Source organism: Mesorhizobium sp. LNHC232B00 (genome assembly GCF_000502435.1).
In the GTDB taxonomy this organism is placed as follows: Bacteria; Pseudomonadota; Alphaproteobacteria; order Rhizobiales; family Rhizobiaceae; genus Mesorhizobium; species Mesorhizobium opportunistum.
In genome coordinates, this window is record NZ_AYWP01000005.1 from 43110 (window position 1) to 66636 (window position 23527).

Here is a 23527-nt window from a genome sequence, read left to right on the forward strand (position 1 = left end):
GGTTTCGCAAAAGACCCAAAATGGTGCAATGCGAAATCGTGGAGGAACTAAGTGGACGCATCTTCAATCCGTGACATTTTCGTCATAGGTGGCGGAATCAACGGCTGCGGCATCGCCCGCGATGCCGTCGGTCGTGGCTTTTCGGTTTTTCTCGCCGAGATGAACGATCTCGCCAGCGGAACATCCTCCGGTTCGACCAAGCTGATCCATGGCGGGCTGCGCTACCTCGAATTCTACGAATTTCGCCTGGTGCGCGAGGCGCTCATGGAACGCGAGGTTCTGTGGAAGAACGCCCCGCACATCATCTGGCCGATGCGCTTCGTGCTGCCCTATGCCAAGGGCCTGCGCCCGGCCTGGCTGATCCGGCTCGGCCTTTTCCTCTACGACCATATTGGCGGGCGCAAATTGCTGCCGGCGACCAGGACGCTCGACATGGCGAGCGATCCGGCAGGCAAGCCTTTGAAGCCCTTGTTCAAGAAGGCCTTCGAATATTCGGATGGCTGGGTCAATGACGCACGCCTGGTGGCGCTCAATGCGCTTGACGCCGCCGACCGCGGAGCGACGATCCGGACCCGCACCAAGGTGATCGGGGCGCGCCGCGAAGGCGGCACCTGGTCGATCAAGATCGAGAACCTGCAGACGGGCGAGACCGAGGAGATCAAGGCAAGGCTGCTGGTCAATGCCGCCGGTCCATGGGTCGATCACGTCCTGTCCGGCGTCGTCGGCCAGAACGATGTCCACAATGTCCGCCTCGTGCAGGGCAGCCACATCGTCATCGCCAAGAAATTCGACGATCCGCGTGCCTATTTCTTCCAGAACAGGGATGGGCGCATCATCTTCGCCATTCCCTACGAGGAAGAGTTCACGCTGATCGGCACCACCGACCGGGATTATCCCGGCGATCCGCACGACGTGAAGATCAGCGACACCGAGATCGACTATCTCTGCGCCGCGGCCAGCGAGTATTTCGCGCAACCGGTCAAGCGCTCGGACATCGTCTGGACCTATTCGGCGGTTCGCCCGCTCTACGACGACGGCGCCTCCAAGGCGCAGGAAGCAACACGCGACTATGTGCTGAAGGCCGATGGCGGCGACGGCGCGGCCCCGATCGTCAATGCTTTCGGCGGCAAGATCACCACCTATCGCCGGCTGTCGGAATCGATGCTGGAAAAGATCGAGGGTTTTCTCGGCAAGCGCGGCAAGCCATGGACCGCCAACGCGCCGCTGCCGGGAGGCGACTTCCCCGCCACCGGTTTCGACGCGCAGGTGGCGAAGTTGAAGGTGGCCTACGCGTTCCTCGACGCGCGTCTTGCCCGCCGGCTGACCCGGCTTTACGGGACGCGTGCACAGATCCTGCTCGGCCTTGCCAAATCGAATGCCGATCTCGGCCGCAATTTCGGCGGCGACCTCTACGAGGCCGAAGTGCGCTATCTCGTTGAAAACGAATGGGCTATCACGGCGGAAGACGTGCTGTGGCGGCGGACCAAGCGGGGCCTGCATCTTGGCCGCGAGCAGGTTTCCGCACTCGATGAATTCATGCGTGGCATAAGCCGGCGGCACGTCGCGGCCGCTGAATGAAGAGGTTTTTGAGCTGATGCGGAAAGCCTGGGAGGAGGCGTCATGCTGGAACTGAGGAACGTCACCAAGACAGTCGGTGCGATCGAGCACATCCACGATGTGTCGCTGACGCTTCAGCACGGCTCGCTCAACGTCCTGCTCGGCCCAACGCTTTCAGGCAAGACCAGCCTGATGCGGCTGATGGCGGGCCTGGATGTGCCGACTTCCGGCTCGGTCTGGTTCGACGGCCAGAATGTCACCGGCATGCCGGTCCAGAAGCGCAAGATCGCCATGGTCTACCAGCAGTTCATCAATTATCCGGCGATGACGGTCTATGAGAACATCGCCTCGCCGCTGCGGGTGGCCGGCATCGAGCAGGCCAGGATCGACAGCCAGGTGCGGGAAGCCGCCGCACTGCTGAAGCTGACGCCCTATCTCGATCGCACGCCGCTCAACCTGTCGGGCGGGCAGCAGCAGCGCACCGCATTGGCGCGTGCCATCGTCAAGAATGCCAGCCTGGTGCTGCTCGATGAGCCGCTCGCCAATCTCGACTACAAGCTGCGCGAGGAATTGCGCGCCGAACTGCCGAGGATATTTGCCGCCGCCGGCACTATCTTCGTCTACGCCACGACCGAGCCGCACGAGGCGTTGCTGCTCGGCGGCAACACCGCGACGCTGTCGGAAGGCCAGATCACCCAGTTCGGGCCGACCATCGATGTGTTCCGCAAGCCGGTCGACTTGGTGACGGCCAGGACTTTCGCCGATCCGCCGCTCAACACCATCGTGCTGGCCAAGAAAGGTGCCGATTTCCTGCTCGAGGGCGGGGTGAAGCTGCCGGTGCCTGCCGAACTCGTCGGCATTGCCGACGGCAATTACACGATCGGCTTCCAACCGCACCATCTGTCGCTCGAACGGCCCAATGCCGTTGCCGTGCCGGTGCGAGCAAAGGTCACCATTACCGAGATCACCGGTTCCGAAAGCTTCGTCCATCTCGATTTCGCCGATGCGCGGTGGGTGATGCTGGCCCACGGCATCCGCGATTTCGAGACCGACGAGGTGGTCGAGGTGTTCATCGATCCGCGTCACATCATGGTTTTCGACGAGCACGGCCGCGCCGTGACCGCACCGAAGCTGGCGGCATAGGGGGGCGATATGGCGCGCATCGACGTCAACCACATCAGGCATTCCTACCTGCCGAACCCGCGCACCGATGCCGATTTCGCGCTGCGCGAAGTGCACCACACCTTCGAGGACGGCGGCGCCTATGCGCTGCTCGGGCCTTCCGGCTGCGGCAAGACCACGCTGCTCAACATCATTTCGGGCCTGCTGCATCCCTCGCACGGCCAGTTGCTGTTCAACGGCAGGGACGTGACCACCCTGTCGACGCAGGAGCGCAACATCGCGCAGGTGTTCCAGTTCCCAGTCATCTACGACACCATGACCGTCTACGACAATCTGGCCTTCCCGCTGCGCAATCGCGGCGTGCCGGAGGCCGATGTCGACCGCAAGGTGCGCGAGACGCTGGAGATGATCGACCTGGCGTCATGGGCCAAGAAGAAGGCGAGGGGCCTGACCGCCGACCAGAAGCAGAAGATATCGCTCGGCCGCGGGCTGGTGCGCTCGGACGTCAACGCCATCCTGTTCGACGAGCCGCTGACCGTCATCGATCCGCACATGAAGTGGGTGCTGCGTTCGCAGCTCAAGCAGCTTCACCGCCGCTTCGGCTACACCATGGTCTATGTCACGCACGACCAGACCGAGGCACTGACCTTCGCCGACCAGGTGGTGGTCATGTTTGACGGCGGCATCGTCCAGATCGGCACGCCGGCGGAACTGTTCGAGCGGCCGCGCCACACCTTCGTGGGCTATTTCATCGGCTCGCCCGGGATGAACGTCATGCCGGTGGCGATCGATGGCAAGACGGCGACGCTCGGCTCGCAGCGCATCGAATTGCCGGGGATACCCAAGACAGCCAGCGGTGGTGTCGAGCTCGGCATTCGTCCCGAATATGTCAGGCTCGGCCGCGACGGAATGGCCGTTTCCATCAGCAAGGTGGAGGATCTTGGTCGCCACAAGGTGGTGCGCGCCAAGCTGGAAGGCCGCGACATCGCGGCGGTCATCGGCGAGGACGAGACCGTGCCGGCAGAACCGAAAGTGCGGTTCGATCCGGCCGGCATCAACATCTACGCCGATTCCTGGCTGGTTGAGATGCGGCGCGTCGAGATGGGGGCATAGATGGACAAGACCTGGAACAACAAGGCCTGGTTCCTGGTGCTGCCGGTGCTGGTGCTGGTGGCATTCTCGGCCGTCATCCCGCTGATGACCGTCGTCAACTATTCGGTGCAGGACACGTTCGGCAACAACGTCTTCTTCTGGGCCGGAACGGAGTGGTTCGAGGAGTTGCTCTCGTCGAGCCGCTTCTGGGAGGCAATGAGCCGCAACCTGATCTTCTCCTTCATCATCCTGGCCATCGAAGTGCCGCTCGGCATCTTCATCGCGCTCAACATGCCGAAGAAGGGCTGGGGCGTGCCGGTTTGCCTGGTGCTGATGGCACTGCCGCTGCTGATCCCGTGGAATGTCGTCGGCACCATCTGGCAAGTGTTCGGGCGCAACGACATCGGCCTGCTCGGCTACTACGTCAACGCGCTCGGCATCGACTATAATTATGTGCAGGATCCTTATGACGCCTGGGTCACCATCATCATCATGGATGTCTGGCACTGGACCAGCCTCGTCGTGCTGCTCTGCTACGCCGGGCTGGTGTCGATCCCGGATGCCTTCTATCAGGCCGCCAAGATCGACGGCGCCTCGCGCTGGGCGGTGTTCCGCTACATCCAGTTGCCGAAGATGCAGCGCGTGCTTCTGATCGCCGTGCTGCTGCGCTTCATGGACAGTTTCATGATCTACACCGAACCCTTTGTCGTCACCGGCGGCGGGCCGGGCAATTCGACGACGTTCCTGTCGATCGACCTTGTCAAAACGGCGCTTGGCCAATTCGATCTTGGGCCGGCGGCGGCCATGTCGCTGGTCTACTTCCTGATCATCCTGTTGTTGTCATGGGTGTTCTACACCGTGATGACCAACTACGACGCGGAGCGCTGAGATGGGCCGCGCCAACGAGACGACGACGGAGCGTGATCGGGTGAGCCAGGTTTCGGAAGGGCTCTCAAGCGCGCTGTCGCAGAGCGAAATCGATCGGCGCATGCGCCGGCGCGGGGAGGAGTCGCGCTGGTGGTGGATCGTGCCGACGCTCTACATCATCGTGCTTTTGCTGCCGATCTACTGGCTCATCAATATGAGCTTCAAGACCAATGCAGAGATCGTCTCGTCGCTGACGCTCTACCCGCACGCGCCGACACTCGCCAACTACGTCACCATCTTCACCGATGCGTCCTGGTATTCCGGCTACATCAACTCGATCACCTATGTGGTGATGAACATGGTGATTTCGGTGGCGGCAGCATTGCCGGCGGCCTACGCCTTTTCGCGCTACCGCTTCCTTGGCGACAAGCATCTGTTCTTCTGGCTTTTGACCAACCGCATGGCGCCGCCGGCGGTGTTCGCGCTGCCGTTCTTCCAGCTCTACTCGGCCTTCGGGCTGATCGACACGCATATCGCGGTCGCGCTGGCGCACTGCCTGTTCAATGTGCCGCTGGCGGTGTGGATCCTCGAGGGCTTCATGTCGGGCGTGCCGAAGGAGATCGACGAGACCGCCTATATCGACGGCTATTCGTTCCCGCGCTTCTTCGTAAAGATCTTCATGCCGCTGATCGCCAGCGGCATCGGTGTCGCCTGCTTCTTCTGCTTCATGTTCTCGTGGGTCGAATTGCTGATCGCGCGCACGCTGACGACCACCGATGCCAAGCCGATCGCCGCCACCATGACGCGTACGGTTTCGGCCGCCGGGATGGATTGGGGCCTGCTCGCCGCTGCTGGCGTGCTGACGCTGATCCCCGGCGCGCTGGTGATCTGGTTTGTCCGAAATTATATCGCCAAGGGCTTTGCCCTGGGGAGGGTATGATCATGAATTTCGACCTCACCTGGATGGCGTGGACGTGGCCGACGGCGGCGTTCTTCGCAACCATTCTGCTGCTGCTTTGCGGCATGGCGGCGTGGGAATACGCCTCGCCGGGCGGCAATCCGCGCGTCGGCGTGCTGCGCTTCGAGACGACGCGCGGCGACCGTCTTTTCCTGTCGCTGCTTGGCAGCGCCTTTATCCATCTCGCTTGGCTGGGTCTTGTCGGACCCAACCTGTGGTGGGCTCTCGCTCTCTCCGTGGTCTACGCCGTCGGCGTGTTCCGCTACGTATAGAGGGGGAAACTGTTGAAGCGGCCGCGTACCGGCGGCCGCTTCAGATCGCACTTGAAATCTTTTCAAAATATGGAGGAAACACAATGCGACGGCAATTTCTAACATCGACGACTGCGCTTGTCCTATTGCTCGGTGCGGGCAATGCCTACGCCGGGATGGATGAGGCAAAAGCCTTTTTGGACAAAGAGATTGGCCCACTTTCGACGCTCTCGCGCGCCGATCAGGAAGCCGAAATGCAGTGGTTTATCGACGCAGCCAAGCCGTTCGCCGGCATGGACATCAAGGTCGTCTCCGAAACTATCGCCACGCACCAGTATGAATCGCAGGTGCTGGCGCCGGCCTTTACCGCCATCACCGGCATCAAGATCACGCATGACGTCATCCAGGAAGGCGACGTCGTCGAGAAGATCCAGACCCAGATGCAGACCGGCCAGAACCTCTATGACGGCTGGGTCAACGATTCCGACCTGATCGGCACCCACTGGCGCTACCAGCAGGTGCGCAATTTGACCGACTGGATGGCGGGTGAGGGCAAGGATGTCACCAACCCGAACCTCGATCTGAAGGACTTTATCGGCACATCGTTCACGACTGCGCCCGACAAGAAGCTCTATCAGCTTCCCGACCAGCAGTTCGCGAACCTCTACTGGTTCCGCTACGATTGGTTCAACGACGAAAAGAACAAGGCCGACTTCAAGGCCAAGTACGGCTACGACCTCGGCGTGCCGGTCAACTGGTCGGCCTATGAAGACATCGCCGCGTTCTTCACCGGCCGCGAGATCGACGGCAAGAAGGTCTATGGCCACATGGACTACGGCAAGAAGGACCCGTCGCTCGGCTGGCGGTTCACCGACGCCTGGCTGTCGATGGCCGGTAATGGCGACAAGGGCATCCCGAACGGCCTGCCAGTCGACGAATGGGGCATCAAGGTCGACGAGAATTCGCGTCCGGTCGGTTCCTGCACGGCGCGCGGCGGCGACACCAATGGTCCTGCCGCCGTCTACTCGATCCAGAAATATCTCGACTGGCTGAAGGCCTACGCTCCGGCCGAAGCCCAGGGCATGACCTTCTCTGAATCGGGACCGGTCCCGGCGCAGGGCGCGGTTGCGCAGCAGATCTTCTGGTACACCGCCTTCACCGCTTCGATGGTCGATGCCGGCGCCAAGGCGGTGCTGAACGATGACGGCACGCCGAAGTGGCGCATGGCGCCGTCGCCGCATGGCGTCTACTGGAAGGACGGCATGAAGCTCGGCTATCAGGACGTCGGTTCCTGGACGCTGATGAAGTCGACGCCGACCGACCGCGCCAAGGCCGCCTGGCTGTACGCGCAGTTCGTCACCTCGAAGACCGTCGACGTGAAGAAGAGCCATGTCGGCCTGACCTTCATCCGCGAGAGCACGATCCACGACAAGAGCTTCACCGAACGCGCGCCCAAGCTCGGCGGTCTGATCGAGTTCTACCGTTCGCCGGCCCGTGTCCAGTGGTCGCCGACCGGCACCAACGTGCCTGACTATCCGAAGCTGGCTCAACTCTGGTGGCAGGCGATCGGCGACGCGTCGTCAGGCGCCAAGACGGCGCAGGAAGCGATGGACTCGCTTTGCGGCGAGCAAGAAAAGGTCATGAGCCGCATCGAGAAGTCGGGCGTCCAGGGCGATATCGGCCCGAAGATGGCCGAAGAGCATGATCTCGCCTACTGGAATGCCGACGCGGTCAAGAAGGGCAATCTCGCGCCTCAGCTGAAGATCGAGAACGAGAAGGAAAAGCCGATCACCATCAACTACGATGAACTGGTGAAGAGCTGGCAGAAGTAAACTGTCTATGCGGGCGCTCGCGCCCGTGTGAAATTAGGGGAGGCGGCGCGTTGCCGTCTCCCTTCTTTGTATCAAGGCGGAGGACGTTGGGATGAGTGGTTTTGTGCTGGCGATCGACCAGGGTACGACGTCGACCAGGGCAATCCTGTTCGACGGCCAGATGAAAGTCGCCGGCTCCGGGCAGAAGGAATTCACTCAGCACTATCCGGCCTCCGGCTGGGTCGAACACGATCCCGAGGAAATCTGGAGCAGTGTCGTGGCAACGGTAAAGGCCGCGCTGAAAAAGGCCGGCCGCGCTGCTTCGGATGTCGCGGCCATCGGCATCACCAACCAGCGAGAGACCGTCGTCATCTGGGACAGGGCGACGGGCAAGCCGATCCACAATGCGATCGTCTGGCAGGATCGCCGCACCGCGCCGCTCTGCCACAAGCTCAAGAAGCAGGGGCTGGAGAAGAAATTCACCCGCAAGACCGGCCTGCTGCTCGATCCTTATTTCTCGGGCACCAAGATCGCCTGGATGCTCGATAAGGTGAAAGGGGCGAGGCGACGCGCGGAGAAGAGCGAGTTGCTGGCCGGCACCATCGACAGTTTCCTGATCTGGCGGCTGACCGGCGGCAAGGTCCATGCCACCGATGCCACCAACGCCTCGCGCACTCTGGTCTACAACATCGCCGAGAATGTCTGGGACGAGGAACTGCTTTCGATCCTGCGCATCCCTGCCGCGATGCTGCCCGAGGTGAAGGATTGCGCCGACGACTACGGCGCTACCGAGAAAGGGCTGTTCGGCGCCGAGATAAAGATCCTCGGCGTTGCCGGCGACCAGCACGCCGCGACCATCGGCCAGGCCTGCTTCGAGCCGGGCATGATGAAGTCGACCTATGGCACCGGCTGCTTCGCGCTGCTCAACACCGGCAGCGACCTGGTCCGTTCGAAGAACCGGCTGTTGACCACCATCGCCTACCGGCTGGACGGCAAGACGACCTATGCGCTGGAAGGCTCCATCTTCATTGCCGGTGCGGCCGTGCAATGGCTGCGTGACGGCATCAAGGTGATCGGCAAGGCCGAGCAGAGCGGCAAATTGGCGGCTGAGGCCGATCCCTCGCAGAACGTCTATCTGGTGCCGGCCTTCGTCGGGCTCGGCGCGCCGTACTGGGACGCCGAAGCGCGCGGCGCCATCTTCGGCCTGACCCGCAATTCCGGTCCGGCGGAGTTTGCGCGGGCCGCACTTGAATCGGTTGCCTATCAGACGCGCGACCTGCTCGACGCCATGCGCAAGGACTGGAAGGCGACCTCGGCCAAGACGGTGCTCAGGGTCGATGGCGGCATGGTGGCGTCGGACTGGACCATGCAGCGCCTGGCCGACATCCTCGATGCGCCGGTCGACCGCCCGACCATTCTGGAGACGACGGCGTTGGGGGCGGCCTGGCTCGCCGGCTCGAAGGCGGGCGTGTGGCCGGATGCCAAGGAGTTTGGGAAAAGATGGGCGCTCGAGCGGCGCTTCCAGCCGGACATGGATAGCTCCATACGCTCGGCCAAACTCGCAGGTTGGCGCGACGCTGTGCGCAGGACGCTGAGTGTGCCATAACCGATTGTCTAATGGGGCGAGGGGAAATGAAGCCAGACTGGTATCCTGCTTGGCGCGACGAGGCTATCGAACAACTGAATGCCAAGAATGACCGCTTGGAGAAAGACTTCCAGCTCGGCCACTGGTCTCGCTACGATTATGACATAGAGACCAGAAGGCTTTTGTTTTCCAAAGGCGACGAAATCAAAGTGACCGCGGAGGTCCAGATTGCCGGTTCCACGAGCATTAAATCACAGAGTTGGCTCTGGGCCTGGGCAAATTCAAATTGGCCTGACGACGTTATGGTCGACGCAAAGCTGGTTCGATCCTTCGGCGAGACGAACAGCGTCGACGAACTGGCCCAGTCTTACGTCACAGATGTGGATGATGACCTGGAAGTGCTTGGTTGGGAACTGAGCGCCGTGGCGGTTCGAATTTGCGACGCCCTTGGAGCGTATCGTTCACCTTCTGGGGAAGGCGATGCACGTTTTTACATCATCAAGGCCATCAGGTGGGCCGGCTGATTCCGGCTCGCCCTAGTGACAAGACCCGCGCCAGTTCTGGCACGGGCCTGCTCGTCAGCTACCTAATCACCCGCAAATCAATAGGGCGAACGGCACTGCCGACGCGGACCGTAGTTCGGCTGGAACGTGTTGTCCGAAGCGCGGTAGCTGCGATAGCGGTCGTAGCACCACTGCACATGGGCATTGCCTTCATAGACGCGGTTGTTCTCGCTGTTGACGATCGCGCCGGTGATCAGCGCTCCGGTGGCAAAAGCCGCGAGCGGGAACCAGTAGTCGCCGTGACGCCGATAGCCGCGACGGTATTCGCGATATCCGCGATGGCCATTCCAATACATGCCGCCATTGCGGCTGAAGCTGCGGTTGCGCGAGAAATTGCGGTCAAAGGAGCGGTTTCTCCTCCACTCGCGGTACTGCACTGTCTGCACATCGGGCGCTGCGGTCTGGGATAGGGGTACATAGGCAGTTGCAGCGTTGACCGGCACCACTTCCGCCGCAACAAATGTGGCCGAAAGGGTAGCTGCAATCACGCCGGATAGGATTCTGTTCATCGGTCTTCTCCTCGAAGGATTGGCGGACGTCCCTGTAGGCCGAAAACGGTCGGCGCAGGGGATTTGTTCCCCCGCATCGGCAGCCGCTGGCGGGCAGAGGTCAGGAGCGCCCCCACGGTGCCGCAACTGGCAGCGCTTGACAGGTTCGCAGGCCCGCTTTTTCCGGTTGACCGGCCGAAGCACTCTCCCTATGTTCCGCGCAATTTCGAGGGCGGCCTTTTCGAGCCCGCGGGAGCGCGTAGCTCAGCCGGTAGAGCAACTGACTTTTAATCAGTAGGTCATGGGTTCGAATCCCATCGCGCTCACCATTGCCTCAAGGTACATCCGGAATCATCGGACACGCTACCCCAGCGTAAATAAATGCTTCCTGCCGAAGCGGCCTAAGTACCGTATCAGCTGCGGCTCAGTTATCCCGCGAGAAATGTACGCCGAGAACCGTGGCTTTCTTTGCCAGCAGGCCCTCCAGGTCGGCGTCTGATCGCTTGGTGCCGGTGCGCTCGCGCAATAGGGCGATCGCTGCCTTCATCGACAGCGAGGCATTCTCTCGGTGACTGCCCAGAATGGCATCTGCCGCGCCGGCGACATCCGTGGTCTCTGCTGGTGCGCGCATGGTCTGATCCTTTCTGTCCAGATCGGCTTCGGCGCCGCCGACCGATCCTCTGGCGCCGCGGTCGAAAACCACCGCCAATCCGTTCTTGACAGCAAGGGCCGCGACCATGTCGTCGAGTTCGTGGGCCGAAATCCCAGGTTTCAGCACGCGCTGTACCGCCCTGGCGGCCTGGTCCGTCGAGACATAGCCGAAGTGCCGCTTCCTCGCCTCGACATATTGCTCAATGATCATTGCCACACGCCGGGCGGCAATATCGTCGAATCGCTGCAACGCAACCTCCTTGTGCTGTCGTGACCGCGACATGCAGGAAACAAGGGTACCGAGTGTGAATTAGCGCGGGCAGGGCGAAGATCAATCGTCGCCCCCTTCCTTGACTGGGGATTTGGGGAACGATCCCGCAGCTGATGCATTTTGCTCCATGACCAGCTCATTGAGGGAACGCCGGGCCATGAAGATTGCCCATGTCGCACCGCTTTACGAATCCGTGCCGCCGAGACTCTATGGCGGGACCGAGCGCATCATCTCCTACCTTACCGAAGCGCTCGTCGAGCTTGGCCACGACGTGACGTTGTTCGCCAGCGGCGATACGAAGACCTCCGCCAGGCTGGTGCCATGCCGCGAACGGGCGCTTCGTCTCGACCCCCGTCCGTTGAAATCGGAGATCGCGGCGCATCTGTCGATGCTAGACGAGGTGAGGAAACGGGCCGACGATTTTGACGTCATCCATTTCCATCTCAGCCACTTCCTGCATTTCCCGTTTTTTCGCGATATGCCGCAACGCACGGTGACGACGCCGCATGGCAGGCTGGATTACGTGGATCTCGCGCAAGCCTATGATCGGTTTCCACGGTTTCCGATGATTTCGATATCCCGCAGCCAGCGGGCGCGGTTCGCATCGGCGAACTGGCTGGCGACGATCCACCATGGACTGCCGCTCAAGCTCTATGAACCTGACTTCGAGGCGGGTTCGGATGGCGTCTATCTTGCCTTCCTCGGCAGGATGTCGCGCGACAAACGGCCGGACCGGGCGATCGAGATTGCCCGCCGTACCGGCCTGAGACTCAAGCTCGCGGCCAAGATCGGCGATGGCGATCGCGCCTATTTCGAGGAAGTCGTCCAGCCGATGATCGATGGCGACCGGGTCGAATATGTCGGCGAGATCAGCGAGGACCAGAAGAGCCGGTTTCTTGGCAACGCCGCCGCCTTGCTGTTCCCCATTGACTGGCCGGAGCCGTTCGGCCTTGCCGTGGTCGAGGCCATGGCTTGTGGAACACCGGTCATGGCATGGAGTTGCGGCGCCATGCCCGAGATCGTCGATCACGGCGTGACCGGTTTCGTCGTCGAGACCATTGAAGATGCCGTCGCCACGATGCCGGCTCTCCTGCAACTCGACAGGCGACGAATAAGGGGGGCCTTCGAAAAGCGGTTTTCAGCCGACAGGATGGCAAGCGACTATATCGCGGCCTACTCTCGGCTGACTGGCAGCCATGAGGGCAGCCATGAGGAAATCAGGGCCTCATAGAGCGCTTCACCCGCTCGAAAAACCAGCACGGGACAATCTTCTTGACCATCACCCAACTCGACGAGCGCAAGCTTGATCCGGCAATAGCGCTGGCCTCCCTGGACGAGACAGCGCCAAGGGAACCGCACCGGCTTTTCGCCCTCAAGCATGGCGACTCCTTCGCCGTGGCCGATGCCTATGGCGACATACGCGGTGTCGGCGACGGCTTTTTCCGCGACGACACGCGCGTGCTTTCTGAATTCCGGCTGACCGTCGGCGGGCGGTCTACGTCCTTGCTCGGCGCATCGCTCAGCCAGGACAACGTGCTGTTCACCACCAATCTGACCAACCTGCCGATCGAGAGCATCGGCGGCCGGCCCATTCCGCAAGGCGCGATCCACATCGAGCGCGTCAGGCTGATCTGGCAGGACCGGCTTTACGAACGGCTGACGCTTTCCAATTACAGCCAGGAACATTCGAGCCTCCGGCTTTCGCTGCGCTTTGCCGCGGATTTCCGCGACATGTTCGAAGTGCGCGGCTCGACACGGCCCAAACGCGGCACCGCGCGCACGGCCGAAATCGGCAAGAACACGGTGATGCTCCGCTACGAGGGCCTGGACAAGGTGGAGCGCACGTCGGCGATCTCGTTTTCGCAGGTGCCGGACGAATTGACCTCGGAGCGGGCGGACTTCTTCATCGCCGTCACCAAGCGCAGCCGCAAGACGCTCTATGTCGAGGTCGGCACCGAGATTGCGGATGCTCCCGAACGCGAACGATTTCGTGCGGCCGCCGCCCGCGCGCGCTTCGGCATGCGGGCCAAGCGCCGCCACGGTGCAACGCTGCACAGTTCGGGCCGGGTGTTCAACGACTGGATCGAGCGGGCGCGCGCCGACGTGGCGCTGCTGACCACGGAACTGGCGACAGGTCCCTATCCTTACGCCGGCATCCCGTGGTTCTCGACGGCCTTCGGCAGGGATGGGGTGATCTCGGCCCTGCAAATGCTTTGGCTCAATCCCGGCCTGGCGCGGGGCGTGCTCGGCTTTCTGGCACAGCACCAGGCAACCGAAACCTCGCCCTTCAGCGACTCCCAGCCCGGCAAGATCATGCATGAGACGCGCAAGGGCGAGATGACGGCGCTCAGCGAACTGCCGTTCGGCCGTTACTATGGGGGGGTCGACACGACCCCGCTCTATGTCCATCTCGCATGCGCCTATGCCGACCGCACCGGCGATATGGAGTCAGTCGACGCCTTGTGGCCGTCACTGTGTGCCGCCGCCGAATGGATCGAGACGGCGAGCCAGCCGACGGGGTTCGTCACTTATCGGCGCGCGGCGGAATCGGGTCTTGCCAACCAGGGATGGAAGGACAGTTTCGATTCGGTTTTTCATGCCGACGGCCGCATTCCGAAAGGCCCGATCGCACTGGTCGAGGTGCAAGGCTACGTCTTTGCAGCGTTCCGGGGATTGGCTAAACTGGCTCGGCTGCGCGACGAAACCGAAAAGGCCGAAGCCTGGGAGAAGCGCGCCGAAGAAATCCGCCAACGGGTCGAAAGCCAGTTCTGGATCGAGGAACTCGGCTACTATGCGCTTGCCTTGGACGGCGACGGTGAACCTTGCAAGGTGCGCACCTCCAATGCCGGCCATCTGCTTTATGTCGGCCTTCCCGACCCGGATCGCGCGCGCATCGTCGCCGACCAGTTGCTGTCGGCCTCATTCTCCTCCGGCTGGGGCCTGCGGACGCTGGCGGACGACGCCATCTTCTTCAATCCGATGTCCTACCACAACGGTTCCATCTGGCCGCACGACACCGCGATCTGCGCTGCCGGACTGGCGCGGTACGGCATCAGGGACAATGTGGTGCGGCTGATGAGCGGAACGTTCGAATCCGCTGTTCATTTCAACATGCGCCTGCCCGAACTGTTCTGTGGCTTCACCCGCGCCCCGGGCGAGGCGCCCATCGCGTATCCGGTTGCCTGCTTGCCGCAGGCCTGGTCGGCCGGCTCCGCCTTCATGCTCATGCAGGCGTGCCTGGGCCTTCAGATCGACGGCTGGACCGGCGAAATTCAGGTGACGAGACCGCGCCTGCCGATCGGCATCGACAATCTGGTGGTCCGCCATCTGGCCGTGGCGGGCGCCTCTGTCGACCTGACATTTCAACGGGTCGGCGACCGCGTCGGCGCCTTTCTGGCCGATCGCCATGAGGGGCTGGTGCCGCTCGTGGTCAGGAGCTGAAAAATCGGAACCATCGCGCGGGGTGAGCGTTTGACCATCACGCGGGTTGCCGGGATGGCGAGCCCGCCGCACTATCTCATTGAAGGGTAAGTCGATTTCAAATGCCTGACAGTTCGTACCTGGTCGTTCCTTCGTCCGTATTGTGGCTCCTCGGTTTTGCAGTTGTCAGTATCTCGATCCTCATCATCGCGACGATGGTTCTGCGGGCACGCCGATTGAGGAGCGGCATGCACGCTGCTGGGGCAACCGAGCCCACTGGCAGCCTGTTGCCGGAATTCGAGAAGAATGGGCAATCCGCGGCCGCTTCGCTCGTCCAATGGTCGCCGGAAACGCTACGTCACATCTTGGCAAAGGAACTTCCGGACGCCCAGGTGATCGTGGTTTCAAATCGTGAGCCGTATATCCACAACCGCAAGGGCGACGACATCCAACTGGTCGTACCCGCCAGTGGCCTTGTCTCCGCCTTGGAACCGATCACCCGCGCCTGCGCGGGCACGTGGATCGCCTACGGCGGTGGTTCGGCCGACAGGCTCGTTGTCGACGAAAACGACCGCGTGGAAGTACCGCCCGATAGTCCTTCCTACACGCTGCGGCGTGTCTGGCTCAGCGAGGAAGAACAGCAAGGTTATTATCTCGGCTTTGCAAATGAAGGCCTCTGGCCGCTTTGTCACATAGCCTTCACCAGGCCGATATTTCGTGCTTCCGACTGGGAAAGCTACGAGGCGGTCAACCGTAAGTTCGCCGACACCGTTGTTGCGGAAGCCCGCAACGAGCGGCCGATCGTGCTGGTCCAGGACTACCATTTCGCGCTGCTCCCTAGAATGATCCGTGAACGCCTGCCGGAGGCGATCATCATCACCTTCTGGCACATTCCATGGCCGAATTCGGAAGTGTTCAGCATCTGCCCGTGGCGCGAGAAGATTCTCGAAGGCCTGCTCGGCAGCTCGATTGTCGGCTTTCACACCCAGTTCCATTGCAATAACTTCATCGATAGCGTCGACCGTTTCCTGGAAAGCAGAATCGAGCGCGAGGATTCGGCCATCTCCTACGGCGGCCAGATCAGCCTGGTTCACGCCTATCCGATCTCAATCGAATGGCCGCCGGCGCAACTGGGCAAACTGCCTGACGTGGCGCAATGCCGCCGGCGCATTCGCGAGAAGTTCGGTCTGGCCGAAGATGTCAAGCTTTGTGTGGGCGTTGAACGTCTCGACTACACCAAGGGCATCCTCGATCGCTTCGACGCGCTCGATGAACTGCTGAAGCTCCATCCGGAATGGATCGGCAAGGTGGCGTTACTGCAGATCGCAGCGCCCAGCCGCGGCACGTTGCCCGCCTATCAACAATTGTATGAGGAGTGCCTGCATCGTGCCGATGAAATCAACCAGCGCTATGGGCGCGAAGGCTACACACCCGTCCTGATGGTGACGGAGCATTACTCGCAGGTGCAGGTCTACGAGATCTACCGCGCCGCCGATGTCTGCATGGTCACAAGCCTGCATGACGGCATGAACCTGGTCGCCAAGGAGTTTGTCGCGGCGCGTGACGACGAACAGGGCGTCCTGTTGCTCAGCATGTTCGCAGGCGCTTCCAAGGAGCTGCTCGAGGCGCTGATCGTCAACCCCTATGACGCTGCGACGATGGGCGACGCCTTGCTGCAGGCCCTGACCATGCCGCAGGAGGAGCAGCGCCAACGCATGCAGCGCATGCGCGAGATCGTTCGCGACAACAATGTCTATCGATGGGCGGGCAGCATGCTCCTCGATGCAGCGCGCCTGCGCAAGCGCGTTGCGGTCGATCGTGCCGTCGGCGCGGCTCCCGCGGCGCCTGGCAACGTGATATCGTTGCTCGATCGCAAACGGGTGGCGGCGCTGTGATGCCGGTCTCGCCAAACCTGCCGGCACCGGCTCTTCCGCAAGGGCCATGGGCCCTGTTCCTGGATATCGACGGCACGCTTCTCGAACATGCCGCGCATCCCGACGCGGTGGTCGTCGGCGATGAGCTACGCGCGCTGCTGGCAAGCCTCGAAGCCCGATTGGATGGAGCGTTGGCGTTTATCACGGGTCGATCGATCGCCGCCGTCGACAATCTCTTCCAGCCGCTCAGATTGCGCGCCGCCGGTCTCTATGGCCTCGAACACAGGCTGGCGCGGGACGGCCCGGTCGAGGCCGCCGGCGAGCCGGCCGACATTGCCGCACTTGCCCAGGAAATCGAGGCCGAACTGGACAACGCTGATGTCTATATCGAGCGCAAAGGGCCGATCCTGGCCATTCACACCCGCGCGGCGCCGCATTTGCTGCGGCGCGCGACACAGTTGGTCGAACAGGCGCTGGGCAGACTGCCCGCGGGATATAGGGTGCTTGCCGGCAACGCCGGGGTCGAACTGATGCCGCTGGAGGCGGCGAAGGGAGCGGCTATAAGGCGCTTCATGGAAGAGCCGGCTTTCAGCGGACGGCGCCCGGTATTCCTTGGCGACGACACTTCAGATGAAAACGGCTTCGAAGTCGTCAATGAAATGGACGGCGTGTCGGTGCGCATCAAACCAGGCGGACCGACCGCCGCGCGCCATGCGCTAACCGGTGTCGAGGAGGCGCTGGTCTGGCTCGATGCCGCGAACCACAGCAATGCGGAGAAATCGGCCGGTCTGGTCGCGACATGAAAATCGGAGGAGCCGGCAATGACCCAATTCACCAGCCTCATCCGCGAGATCATGCCCAGCTGGCTACGCCGGCGCTCGCGCCGGAACGCGCAAGAGAGCCAGCCAGGCTTCGATCCGTCGCGGCCGGAGGATGCCGACATGGTCTGGCGCGGCATCGTCGAAAAGGATCTCTTTGGAGCCAACACGCCGGACTATGCGGAAACCCTGGAGAAAAAAACCAATCGCCACTGAACGGTCGGTTAGTTCTCGAAGAGCAGTGAAACATTGCCGCCGGCATGGCGTTCGAGCCGGCCGGCGAGATCGAGTTCCAGCAACACCATGAAAACCTGGGCCGGATGCAGGCCGGTATGGCGAATGATCTCGTCGACCGGCACCGGAGTGGGTCCCAGAGCCTGGATCACCTTGGAACGGTCGCTCTCGCCGGGTGGGGGTGTGGCCGAGAAGTCGGGCGGATCTTCGAACGGCGGCACCTCAGGCGCTCGCATGCCGGTCAGCGGCGCGATTGCCCTGGAAATGTCCGAAGCCTCGGTGACCAGCGTGGCGCCGTCCTTGAGCAAGCCGTTGGTGCCCGCCGCGCGAGGGTCAAGTGGCGACCCCGGCACCGCGAAAACCAGCCGCCCCATCTCGCCGGCAAGCCTGGCGCTGATCAAGGAACCCGAGCGCTGCGCCGCCTCGATCACCGCCAGCCCGAGGGCAGCACCCGCGACAAGGCGGTTGCGGCGCGGGAAATCCTGGGCGCGCGGCTGCCAGCCGAACGGCATTTCCGAGATGACGGCGCCACGCTCGGCGATTTCGTCGCACAGGCCGGCATTTTCAGGCGGGTAGGGCTGGTCGAGGCCTCCCGCCAGGACACCGATCGTGCCGGTTGCAAGACTGCCCTGATGCGCCGCGGTGTCGATGCCGCGCGCCAGGCCAGAGACGATCGCATAGCCGTCGCGGCCAAGATCAGCCGCCAGCATGCGTGCCATCTTGATGCCGGCGAGCGATGCGTTGCGGGCGCCGACGATGGCGATCCCCGGCAGCCGGAACACGCTGGCATTGCCCTTGACCGCCAGCAGAGGCGGCGGGTGGTCCATGCCGCGCAGCAGCGGCGGATAGTCGGCTTCGCCAATGCCGACGAAGCGGGCGCCGGCCCGCCGGGCGGCCTCCATCTCGGCCTCGGCTTCGGCAATCGAAGGAATGCGGGCGATCCGACTGGCGCCGCCCGAAATCATCAGTTCCGGCAGCACTTCCAGCGCGACCTCGGCCGAACCGAAGCGGTTGATCAGGTCGCGGAAGGAGGCAGGACCGACATTTTGGGTGCGGATCAGCCGCAGCCAGCTCAGCCGCTGCCGGTCGCTGAGGCGCGGCCCGGCGGCCGGCTCGCTCACCGCGGTGGCGTGCTCGCTCACCCCTTGGCTCCGATCTTGCCCTCGGTCCCGGCAAGCAGGCGCGAAATGTTCTCCCGGTGCTTGATGAAGACGATGATGCTCATCACGACGAACAGCAGGGCAACCTGCGGCGTGCTCAGGACATAAAGCGCGATCGGCACGACGACGGCCGCCGTCAATGCGGCAAGCGAGGAGAAGCGGAGCAGGAATGCCATCACCAGCCAGACGACGGCGAAGATCAGCGCCACCTGCCAGGCAAGCCCGATCAGCACGCCCAGATAGGTGGCGACACCCTTGCCGCCCTTGAAACCCAGCCAGGCTGGGAAGAGATGGCCGAGAAAGGCGCCAAAACCAGCCCAGACCGCGGTTTCAGGCGCAAAGTGGGCTGCTATCAGCACGGCGGCCGTGCCTTTCAGCGCATCGAGCAGCAATGTCGCCGCGGCAAGTCCCTTGTTGCCTGTGCGCAGGACATTGGTGGCGCCGATATTGCCCGAACCGATCTTGCGAACGTCGCCGAAGCCGGCGGCGCGTGTCAACAACAGGCCGAAGGGGATCGAACCCAAGAGATAGCCGAACACCAACGCCAGGATTGGACCGTAAGTCATTGTTTCCCCCCGCAACTTCGCTTAGCCGGCCAGGCCGGCGCGATGCGCGGCGGCTGGCTCAGATCGAGAACACTGTGCGGCCCGCGACCAGCGTTTGCAAGACCTTGCCCTGCAGGCGCGCGCCTTCGAAACAGGTGTTTTTCGAGCGCGAACGAATGCCGCCCTCGCTGACGATCCACGGCTCGTCGAGGTCGACCAGCACGAGATCGGCCATTGCGCCCGGCTTCAGCGTGCCGCCGGATAACCCAAACAGCCTTGCTGGCGCGGTGGAGAGCGTCTCGATCAGCCGCGGCAATGGCACGTCGCCATTGTGATAGAGCCGCAGGGCCGCGCCGAGCAGCGTCTCCAGCCCAATGGCGCCGGCGGCTGCGTCGGCGAAGGGCAGGCGCTTGGTGTCGACATCCTGCGGATCGTGCGAGGAGACGATGATGTCGACCGTGCCGTCCCTGACCGCCTCGATCATCGCCAGCCGGTCTTCCTCGGCGCGCAACGGCGGCGTCAGGCGGAAAAAGGTGCGGTATTCGCCGACGTCGTTTTCATTGAGCGACAGATTGTGGATCGACACGCCCGACGTCACATCGGCGCCATCGGCCTTCGCCCGGGTCACGGCTGCCGCTGCCATCGCTGTCGAGATCTTCGCCGCGTGGTAGGAACCGCGCGTCAGGCGCGCCAGGGCAAGATCGCGCTCGAGCGGAATGGACTCGGCTTCACGCGGTATGCCGGAAAGGCCAAGCCAGCTCGCGTAGAGGCCCTCGTTCATCACGCCGGCCGAAGCGAGGTCGGCATCCTGCGTCTCATGCACGATGGTGGCCCCGAAATCGCGCGCATAAGTCAGCGCGCGGCGCATCACCAGCGCGCTTGATATGGTGTGGCGGCCGTCGGTGAAAGCGACGGCGCCGGCCTCGCGCAACAGGCCGAATTCGGTCATCTCGCGGCCATCGAGGCCTTTGGTGATCGCCGCCGCCGGAAAGATGTTGACGACGGCCGTGTCCTTGGCGGTGCGCAGCACGAACTCGACCAGCGCAACATTGTCGATCACCGGGTCGGTGTCGGGCATCATGACGACGGAGGTGACGCCGCCGGCCGCCGCGGCGAGGCTTGCCGAAGCGATGGTTTCGCGATGCTCGCCGCCCGGCTCTCCGATGAAGACGCGGCCGTCGACAAGGCCCGGAATGATCGTCTTGCCGGCGCAGTCGACAACGGTAGCGCCCTCGGGCGCGCCCTGGTTCAGCGCCGTCTTGCCTGCGGCCGCGATCTTGCGGCCATCGACGATCACGGAGCCGAGCTCGTCGATGCCGCGCGACGGGTCGACGATGCGGGCGCGTTCAAAGACGGTCGTGCTCATGCGCCGCGGCCCTCTTGATTGCGCCCCTCTTGATTACGCCCTTCTTGATTGCGGCGGGGGTCGAGCAGCGCTTCCATCACCGCCATGCGCACGGCGACGCCCATCTCCACCTGTTCCTGGATGACGCTTTGCGGACCATCGGCGATTTCCGAGGCGATCTCGACGCCGCGGTTCATCGGCCCGGGATGCATGACCAGCGCATCGTCCTTGGCCGCCTTCAGCTTTTCGGCGTCGAGGCCGAAATAGCGGAAATATTCGCGCACCGAAGGCACGAAGGCGCCTTCCATGCGTTCGCGCTGCAGGCGCAGCATCATCACCACGTCGGCGTCCTTCAAGCCTTCCGCCATGGAGCGGGTGACGATGACGCCCATCTTGTCGATGCCGGAAGGCAGCAGCGTCGAAGGCGCGACGACCCGCACCTGCGCGCCGAGCGTGTTGAGCAGCATGATGTTGGAGCGCGCCACGCGCGAATGCAGGATGTCGCCGCAGATCGCCACGATCAGCTTCGACAGCGGGCCCTTGGCGCGGCGGATGGTCAGCGCGTCGAGCAGCGCCTGTGTCGGATGCTCATGCGCGCCGTCGCCGGCGTTGACCACCGAGCAGCCGACCTTCTGCGCCAGAAGGGCAGCAGCGCCCGCCGACTGGTGGCGGATGATCAATATATCGGGCCGCATGGCGTTCAGCGTCATGGCCGTGTCGATGAGCGTCTCGCCCTTTTTCACCGAAGAGCTTGCCACCGACATGTTCATGACGTCGGCGCCGAGCCGTTTTCCGGCCAACTCGAACGACGACTGCGTACGCGTCGAGGCCTCATAGAAGAGGTTGATCTGGGTGCGGCCGCGCAGCGTCGAGGTCTTTTTCTCGGATTGCCTGGAGATCGCGACCGCGCGATCCGCCCGGTCGAGCAAAAGCTCGATGTCGGCGGGCGAAAGGTCGCTGATGCCCAGAAGATGGCGGTGAGGGTAGAGTGGCAGGGACGAAGCGTCGGTCATCTCAAGGGGCTGCTATAGGGTGCGGATTTTGCGCCCGCAAGCGTCAGCTTTCGATTGAAGCCTTTCTCCCCGGTATTTTCGTCGCGCGGGTTGCACGGCTTGGCTATATCTAGCCGATGGCCTCGGATTCGTGGCTTTTCGACGATAAGGGCCTTTCTGCCGAAAGAAGGATTGGCTGCCGAAAAAAGGATTGGGCGTGACCGACGACGTAACGAACCAGCCGCCGCCGCTTGCGGGCGGCAACGCCTGGCGAGGCGATCCGTTGCTGATCCAGCTTGCCGAGCGCTTTTCCGATCCGGTCCGCAAGGATTTGGATGGGCTGGGCCGTTTCGTCCTGACGCAGGAGGCACAGGAACTGGCGCGCCTCGCCAATGTCGAGACGCCGAAGCTCAGGACGCATGACCGCCAGGGACGGCGCATCGATCTTGTCGAGTTCCATCCGGCCTACCATGCCCTCATGCGCCGCTCGGTGGCAAACGGGCTGCACTCCTCGGTCTGGGAAAATGGCGATGCCGAGATCGGCCGCCGCCATCAGGTGCGTGCCGCGCGTTTTTACCTGACCGCCGAGCTCGAGACCGGGCACCTTTGCCCCATCACCATGACCAGCGCCTCGCTTGCGGCCCTGATGGCCAGTCCAAAGCTGTTCCGCGAATGGGCGCCGCGCGTGACGACGCGCAAATACGACCAGAGCCAGAAGCCGCCGGTCGAGAAGACCGGGCTGACGCTCGGCATGGGCATGACCGAGAAACAGGGCGGCACCGATGTGCGTGCCAATGTGACCAGGGCCGAGCGCGCCGGCAGCGGTTTTTATCGCCTTACCGGCCACAAATGGTTCATGTCGGCGCCGATGTCGGACGCCTTCCTGGTGCTGGCGCAGGCGCCGGAAGGCCTGTCCTGCTTCCTGGTGCCGCGCGTCCTCGGCGACGGGTCGGGCAACGGCTTCCGCTTCCAGCGGTTGAAGGACAAGCTCGGCAACCGCTCCAACGCGTCCTCCGAGGTGGAATTCGTCAACGCCATCGGCGAGATGGTCGGCGAGCCCGGCGCCGGCGTGAAGACGATCATGGATATGGTCACCTTGACGCGGCTCGACTGCGCGGTGGCATCGTCGGCGGTCATGCGGGCTGGCTTGGCAGAGGCGGTCCATCACGCCCGTCATCGCCAGGTGTTCGGCTCACCCTTGATCGAGCAGCCGCTGATGCAGCGCGTGCTGGCCGACATGGCGCTCGATGTTGCCGCCGCCACCGCGCTGTCGTTTCGGCTGGCGCGCTCCTTCGACGAGGCGGCGAGCGACCGCGGCGAGGCGGCATTCGCCCGCGCCATGACGCCTGTCGTCAAATACTGGGTCTGCAAGATCGCGCCGCCGCTGCTTTACGAGGCGATGGAGTGCCTTGGCGGCAATGGCTATGTCGAGGAGGCGCCGCTCGCCCGCTATTACCGCGAGGCGCCGGTCAACGCGATCTGGGAAGGGTCGGGCAATGTCATGGCGCTCGACGTGCTGCGCGTGCTCGGCCGCGCGCCCGGCCTGTTCGAGGAAGTGCTGGCCGGCATCGACCGCGACCTCGGCGCAGGCGGGCGCGGCACGATCGGCGTGCTGAAGGCGGCCATGCAGGTCGCGTCGACCGACGAGGGATCGGCCCGGCTGCTCACGGAGCAACTGGCGCTGTCGGCCGCGGCGGCGGAACTGCGCCGGCTGGGGGCAGGGCGGATTGCCGATGCCTTCGTCGAGACGCGCCTGGCCGGCCAGTGGCGCAACACCTATGGCATGCTCGATGCGCGCCACGACGCGCGCATGATCATCGATACGCTCTATCCGCCGGTGAACTGAGCGGCAAGCGGCGCATCGCCGGGTCCGGGAGTGCCGATCGCGAGCCTGTGGACCGCCGTTAACCTTAACAAATGGTT

At 63.2% G+C, this 23527-nt stretch carries 21 protein-coding genes and 1 tRNA gene; 16 read left to right on the plus strand and 6 right to left on the minus strand.

Annotation, left to right across the window (positions count from 1 at the left end; genetic code table 11):
• The first annotated feature begins 51 nt into the window (after positions 1-51).
• The 9 genes from glpD (at position 52) to X743_RS160040 (ending at position 9767) form a co-directional block, all read left to right on the plus strand.
• Entirely contained in the window at positions 52-1578 is a 1527-nt protein-coding gene (glpD, locus tag X743_RS160080) for a glycerol-3-phosphate dehydrogenase (RefSeq protein ID WP_023764866.1), read from the plus strand.
• 42 nt (positions 1579-1620) lie between these two features.
• Positions 1621-2700 (plus strand): ABC transporter ATP-binding protein, encoded by a 1080-nt coding sequence (locus X743_RS160075; protein ID WP_023764867.1) that lies wholly within the window; start codon positions 1621-1623, stop codon positions 2698-2700.
• A gap of 9 nt (positions 2701-2709) precedes the next feature.
• Positions 2710-3792 (plus strand): ABC transporter ATP-binding protein, encoded by a 1083-nt coding sequence (locus tag X743_RS160070; RefSeq protein ID WP_023764868.1) that lies wholly within the window; start codon positions 2710-2712, stop codon positions 3790-3792.
• A complete protein-coding gene (locus tag X743_RS160065) occupies positions 3793-4659 on the plus strand; it encodes a sugar ABC transporter permease (protein ID WP_023764869.1) in 867 nt (288 codons plus the stop codon).
• A gap of 1 nt (position 4660) precedes the next feature.
• A complete protein-coding gene (locus tag X743_RS160060; RefSeq protein ID WP_023764870.1) occupies positions 4661-5578 on the plus strand; it encodes a carbohydrate ABC transporter permease in 918 nt (305 codons plus the stop codon).
• Positions 5575-5868 (plus strand): DUF2160 domain-containing protein, encoded by a 294-nt coding sequence (locus X743_RS160055; RefSeq protein ID WP_198028424.1) that lies wholly within the window; start codon positions 5575-5577, stop codon positions 5866-5868. The genes X743_RS160060 and X743_RS160055 overlap by 4 nt, the downstream gene beginning before the upstream one ends.
• Positions 5869-5951: 83 nt before the next feature.
• Positions 5952-7679, plus strand: a complete 1728-nt coding sequence (locus X743_RS160050; RefSeq protein ID WP_023764872.1) for an ABC transporter substrate-binding protein — start codon at positions 5952-5954, stop codon at positions 7677-7679.
• Between the two features lie 91 nt (positions 7680-7770).
• The gene (glpK, locus tag X743_RS160045) at positions 7771-9264 is read left to right on the plus strand and encodes a glycerol kinase GlpK (RefSeq protein ID WP_023764873.1); all 1494 of its coding nucleotides are present in this window, start codon (positions 7771-7773) and stop codon (positions 9262-9264) included.
• 26 nt (positions 9265-9290) lie between these two features.
• A complete protein-coding gene (locus X743_RS160040; RefSeq protein WP_031257576.1) occupies positions 9291-9767 on the plus strand; it encodes a DUF6882 domain-containing protein in 477 nt (158 codons plus the stop codon).
• Positions 9768-9844: 77 nt separating this feature from the next.
• Here the strand turns inward: X743_RS160040 and X743_RS160035 are convergent, their stop codons facing one another.
• Positions 9845-10315: a BA14K family protein gene (locus tag X743_RS160035; protein WP_023764875.1), complete on the minus strand. Its 471-nt coding sequence runs from the start codon at positions 10313-10315 to the stop codon at positions 9845-9847.
• Positions 10316-10547: 232 nt separating this feature from the next.
• On the opposite strand from X743_RS160035, the gene X743_RS160030 reads away from it, so the two are divergent.
• A tRNA-Lys gene (locus X743_RS160030) sits at positions 10548-10623 on the plus strand.
• Positions 10624-10718: 95 nt separating this feature from the next.
• On the opposite strand, the gene X743_RS1000000170450 is transcribed toward X743_RS160030, so the two are convergent.
• Positions 10719-11195 (minus strand): hypothetical protein, encoded by a 477-nt coding sequence (locus tag X743_RS1000000170450; protein WP_023764876.1) that lies wholly within the window; start codon positions 11193-11195, stop codon positions 10719-10721.
• Between the two features lie 178 nt (positions 11196-11373).
• Between X743_RS1000000170450 and X743_RS160025 the strand changes: the two genes are divergently transcribed.
• The 5 genes from X743_RS160025 to X743_RS160005 all read left to right on the plus strand — a co-directional run bounded on the left by X743_RS160025 (position 11374) and on the right by X743_RS160005 (position 17544).
• On the plus strand, positions 11374-12447 hold the full coding sequence (locus tag X743_RS160025) for a glycosyltransferase family 4 protein (protein WP_023764877.1): 1074 nt from the start codon (positions 11374-11376) through the stop codon (positions 12445-12447).
• A gap of 47 nt (positions 12448-12494) precedes the next feature.
• Positions 12495-14657: an amylo-alpha-1,6-glucosidase gene (locus tag X743_RS160020; RefSeq protein ID WP_023764878.1), complete on the plus strand. Its 2163-nt coding sequence runs from the start codon at positions 12495-12497 to the stop codon at positions 14655-14657.
• A 101-nt stretch (positions 14658-14758) separates the two neighbouring features.
• Entirely contained in the window at positions 14759-16531 is a 1773-nt protein-coding gene (locus tag X743_RS160015; RefSeq protein ID WP_023764879.1) for a trehalose-6-phosphate synthase, read from the plus strand.
• Positions 16531-17313, plus strand: coding sequence for a trehalose-phosphatase (otsB, locus tag X743_RS160010; protein WP_023764880.1), 783 nt, complete (start codon positions 16531-16533; stop codon positions 17311-17313). Before X743_RS160015 ends, otsB begins: the two co-directional genes overlap by 1 nt.
• 18 nt (positions 17314-17331) lie before the next feature.
• Positions 17332-17544 (plus strand): hypothetical protein, encoded by a 213-nt coding sequence (locus tag X743_RS160005; protein ID WP_023764881.1) that lies wholly within the window; start codon positions 17332-17334, stop codon positions 17542-17544.
• 8 nt (positions 17545-17552) lie between these two features.
• Here X743_RS160005 and dprA read toward each other — a convergent pair whose 3' ends face one another.
• Genes dprA through X743_RS159985 form a run of 4 tightly spaced genes read right to left on the minus strand, consistent with a single transcriptional unit; the run spans position 17553 to position 21625 of the window.
• On the minus strand, positions 17553-18683 hold the full coding sequence (gene dprA / locus X743_RS160000) for a DNA-processing protein DprA (protein ID WP_023764882.1): 1131 nt from the start codon (positions 18681-18683) through the stop codon (positions 17553-17555).
• A 17-nt stretch (positions 18684-18700) separates the two neighbouring features.
• Positions 18701-19288, minus strand: a complete 588-nt coding sequence (plsY, locus tag X743_RS159995) for a glycerol-3-phosphate 1-O-acyltransferase PlsY (protein WP_023764883.1) — start codon at positions 19286-19288, stop codon at positions 18701-18703.
• A 58-nt stretch (positions 19289-19346) separates the two neighbouring features.
• The gene (locus X743_RS159990; RefSeq protein WP_023764884.1) at positions 19347-20633 is read right to left on the minus strand and encodes a dihydroorotase; all 1287 of its coding nucleotides are present in this window, start codon (positions 20631-20633) and stop codon (positions 19347-19349) included.
• The gene (locus X743_RS159985; protein WP_023764885.1) at positions 20630-21625 is read right to left on the minus strand and encodes an aspartate carbamoyltransferase catalytic subunit; all 996 of its coding nucleotides are present in this window, start codon (positions 21623-21625) and stop codon (positions 20630-20632) included. Before X743_RS159985 ends, X743_RS159990 begins: the two co-directional genes overlap by 4 nt.
• Before the next feature lie 196 nt (positions 21626-21821).
• On the opposite strand from X743_RS159985, the gene X743_RS159980 reads away from it, so the two are divergent.
• The gene (locus X743_RS159980; protein ID WP_023764886.1) at positions 21822-23450 is read left to right on the plus strand and encodes a DNA alkylation response protein; all 1629 of its coding nucleotides are present in this window, start codon (positions 21822-21824) and stop codon (positions 23448-23450) included.
• Positions 23451-23527 lie beyond the last annotated feature (77 nt).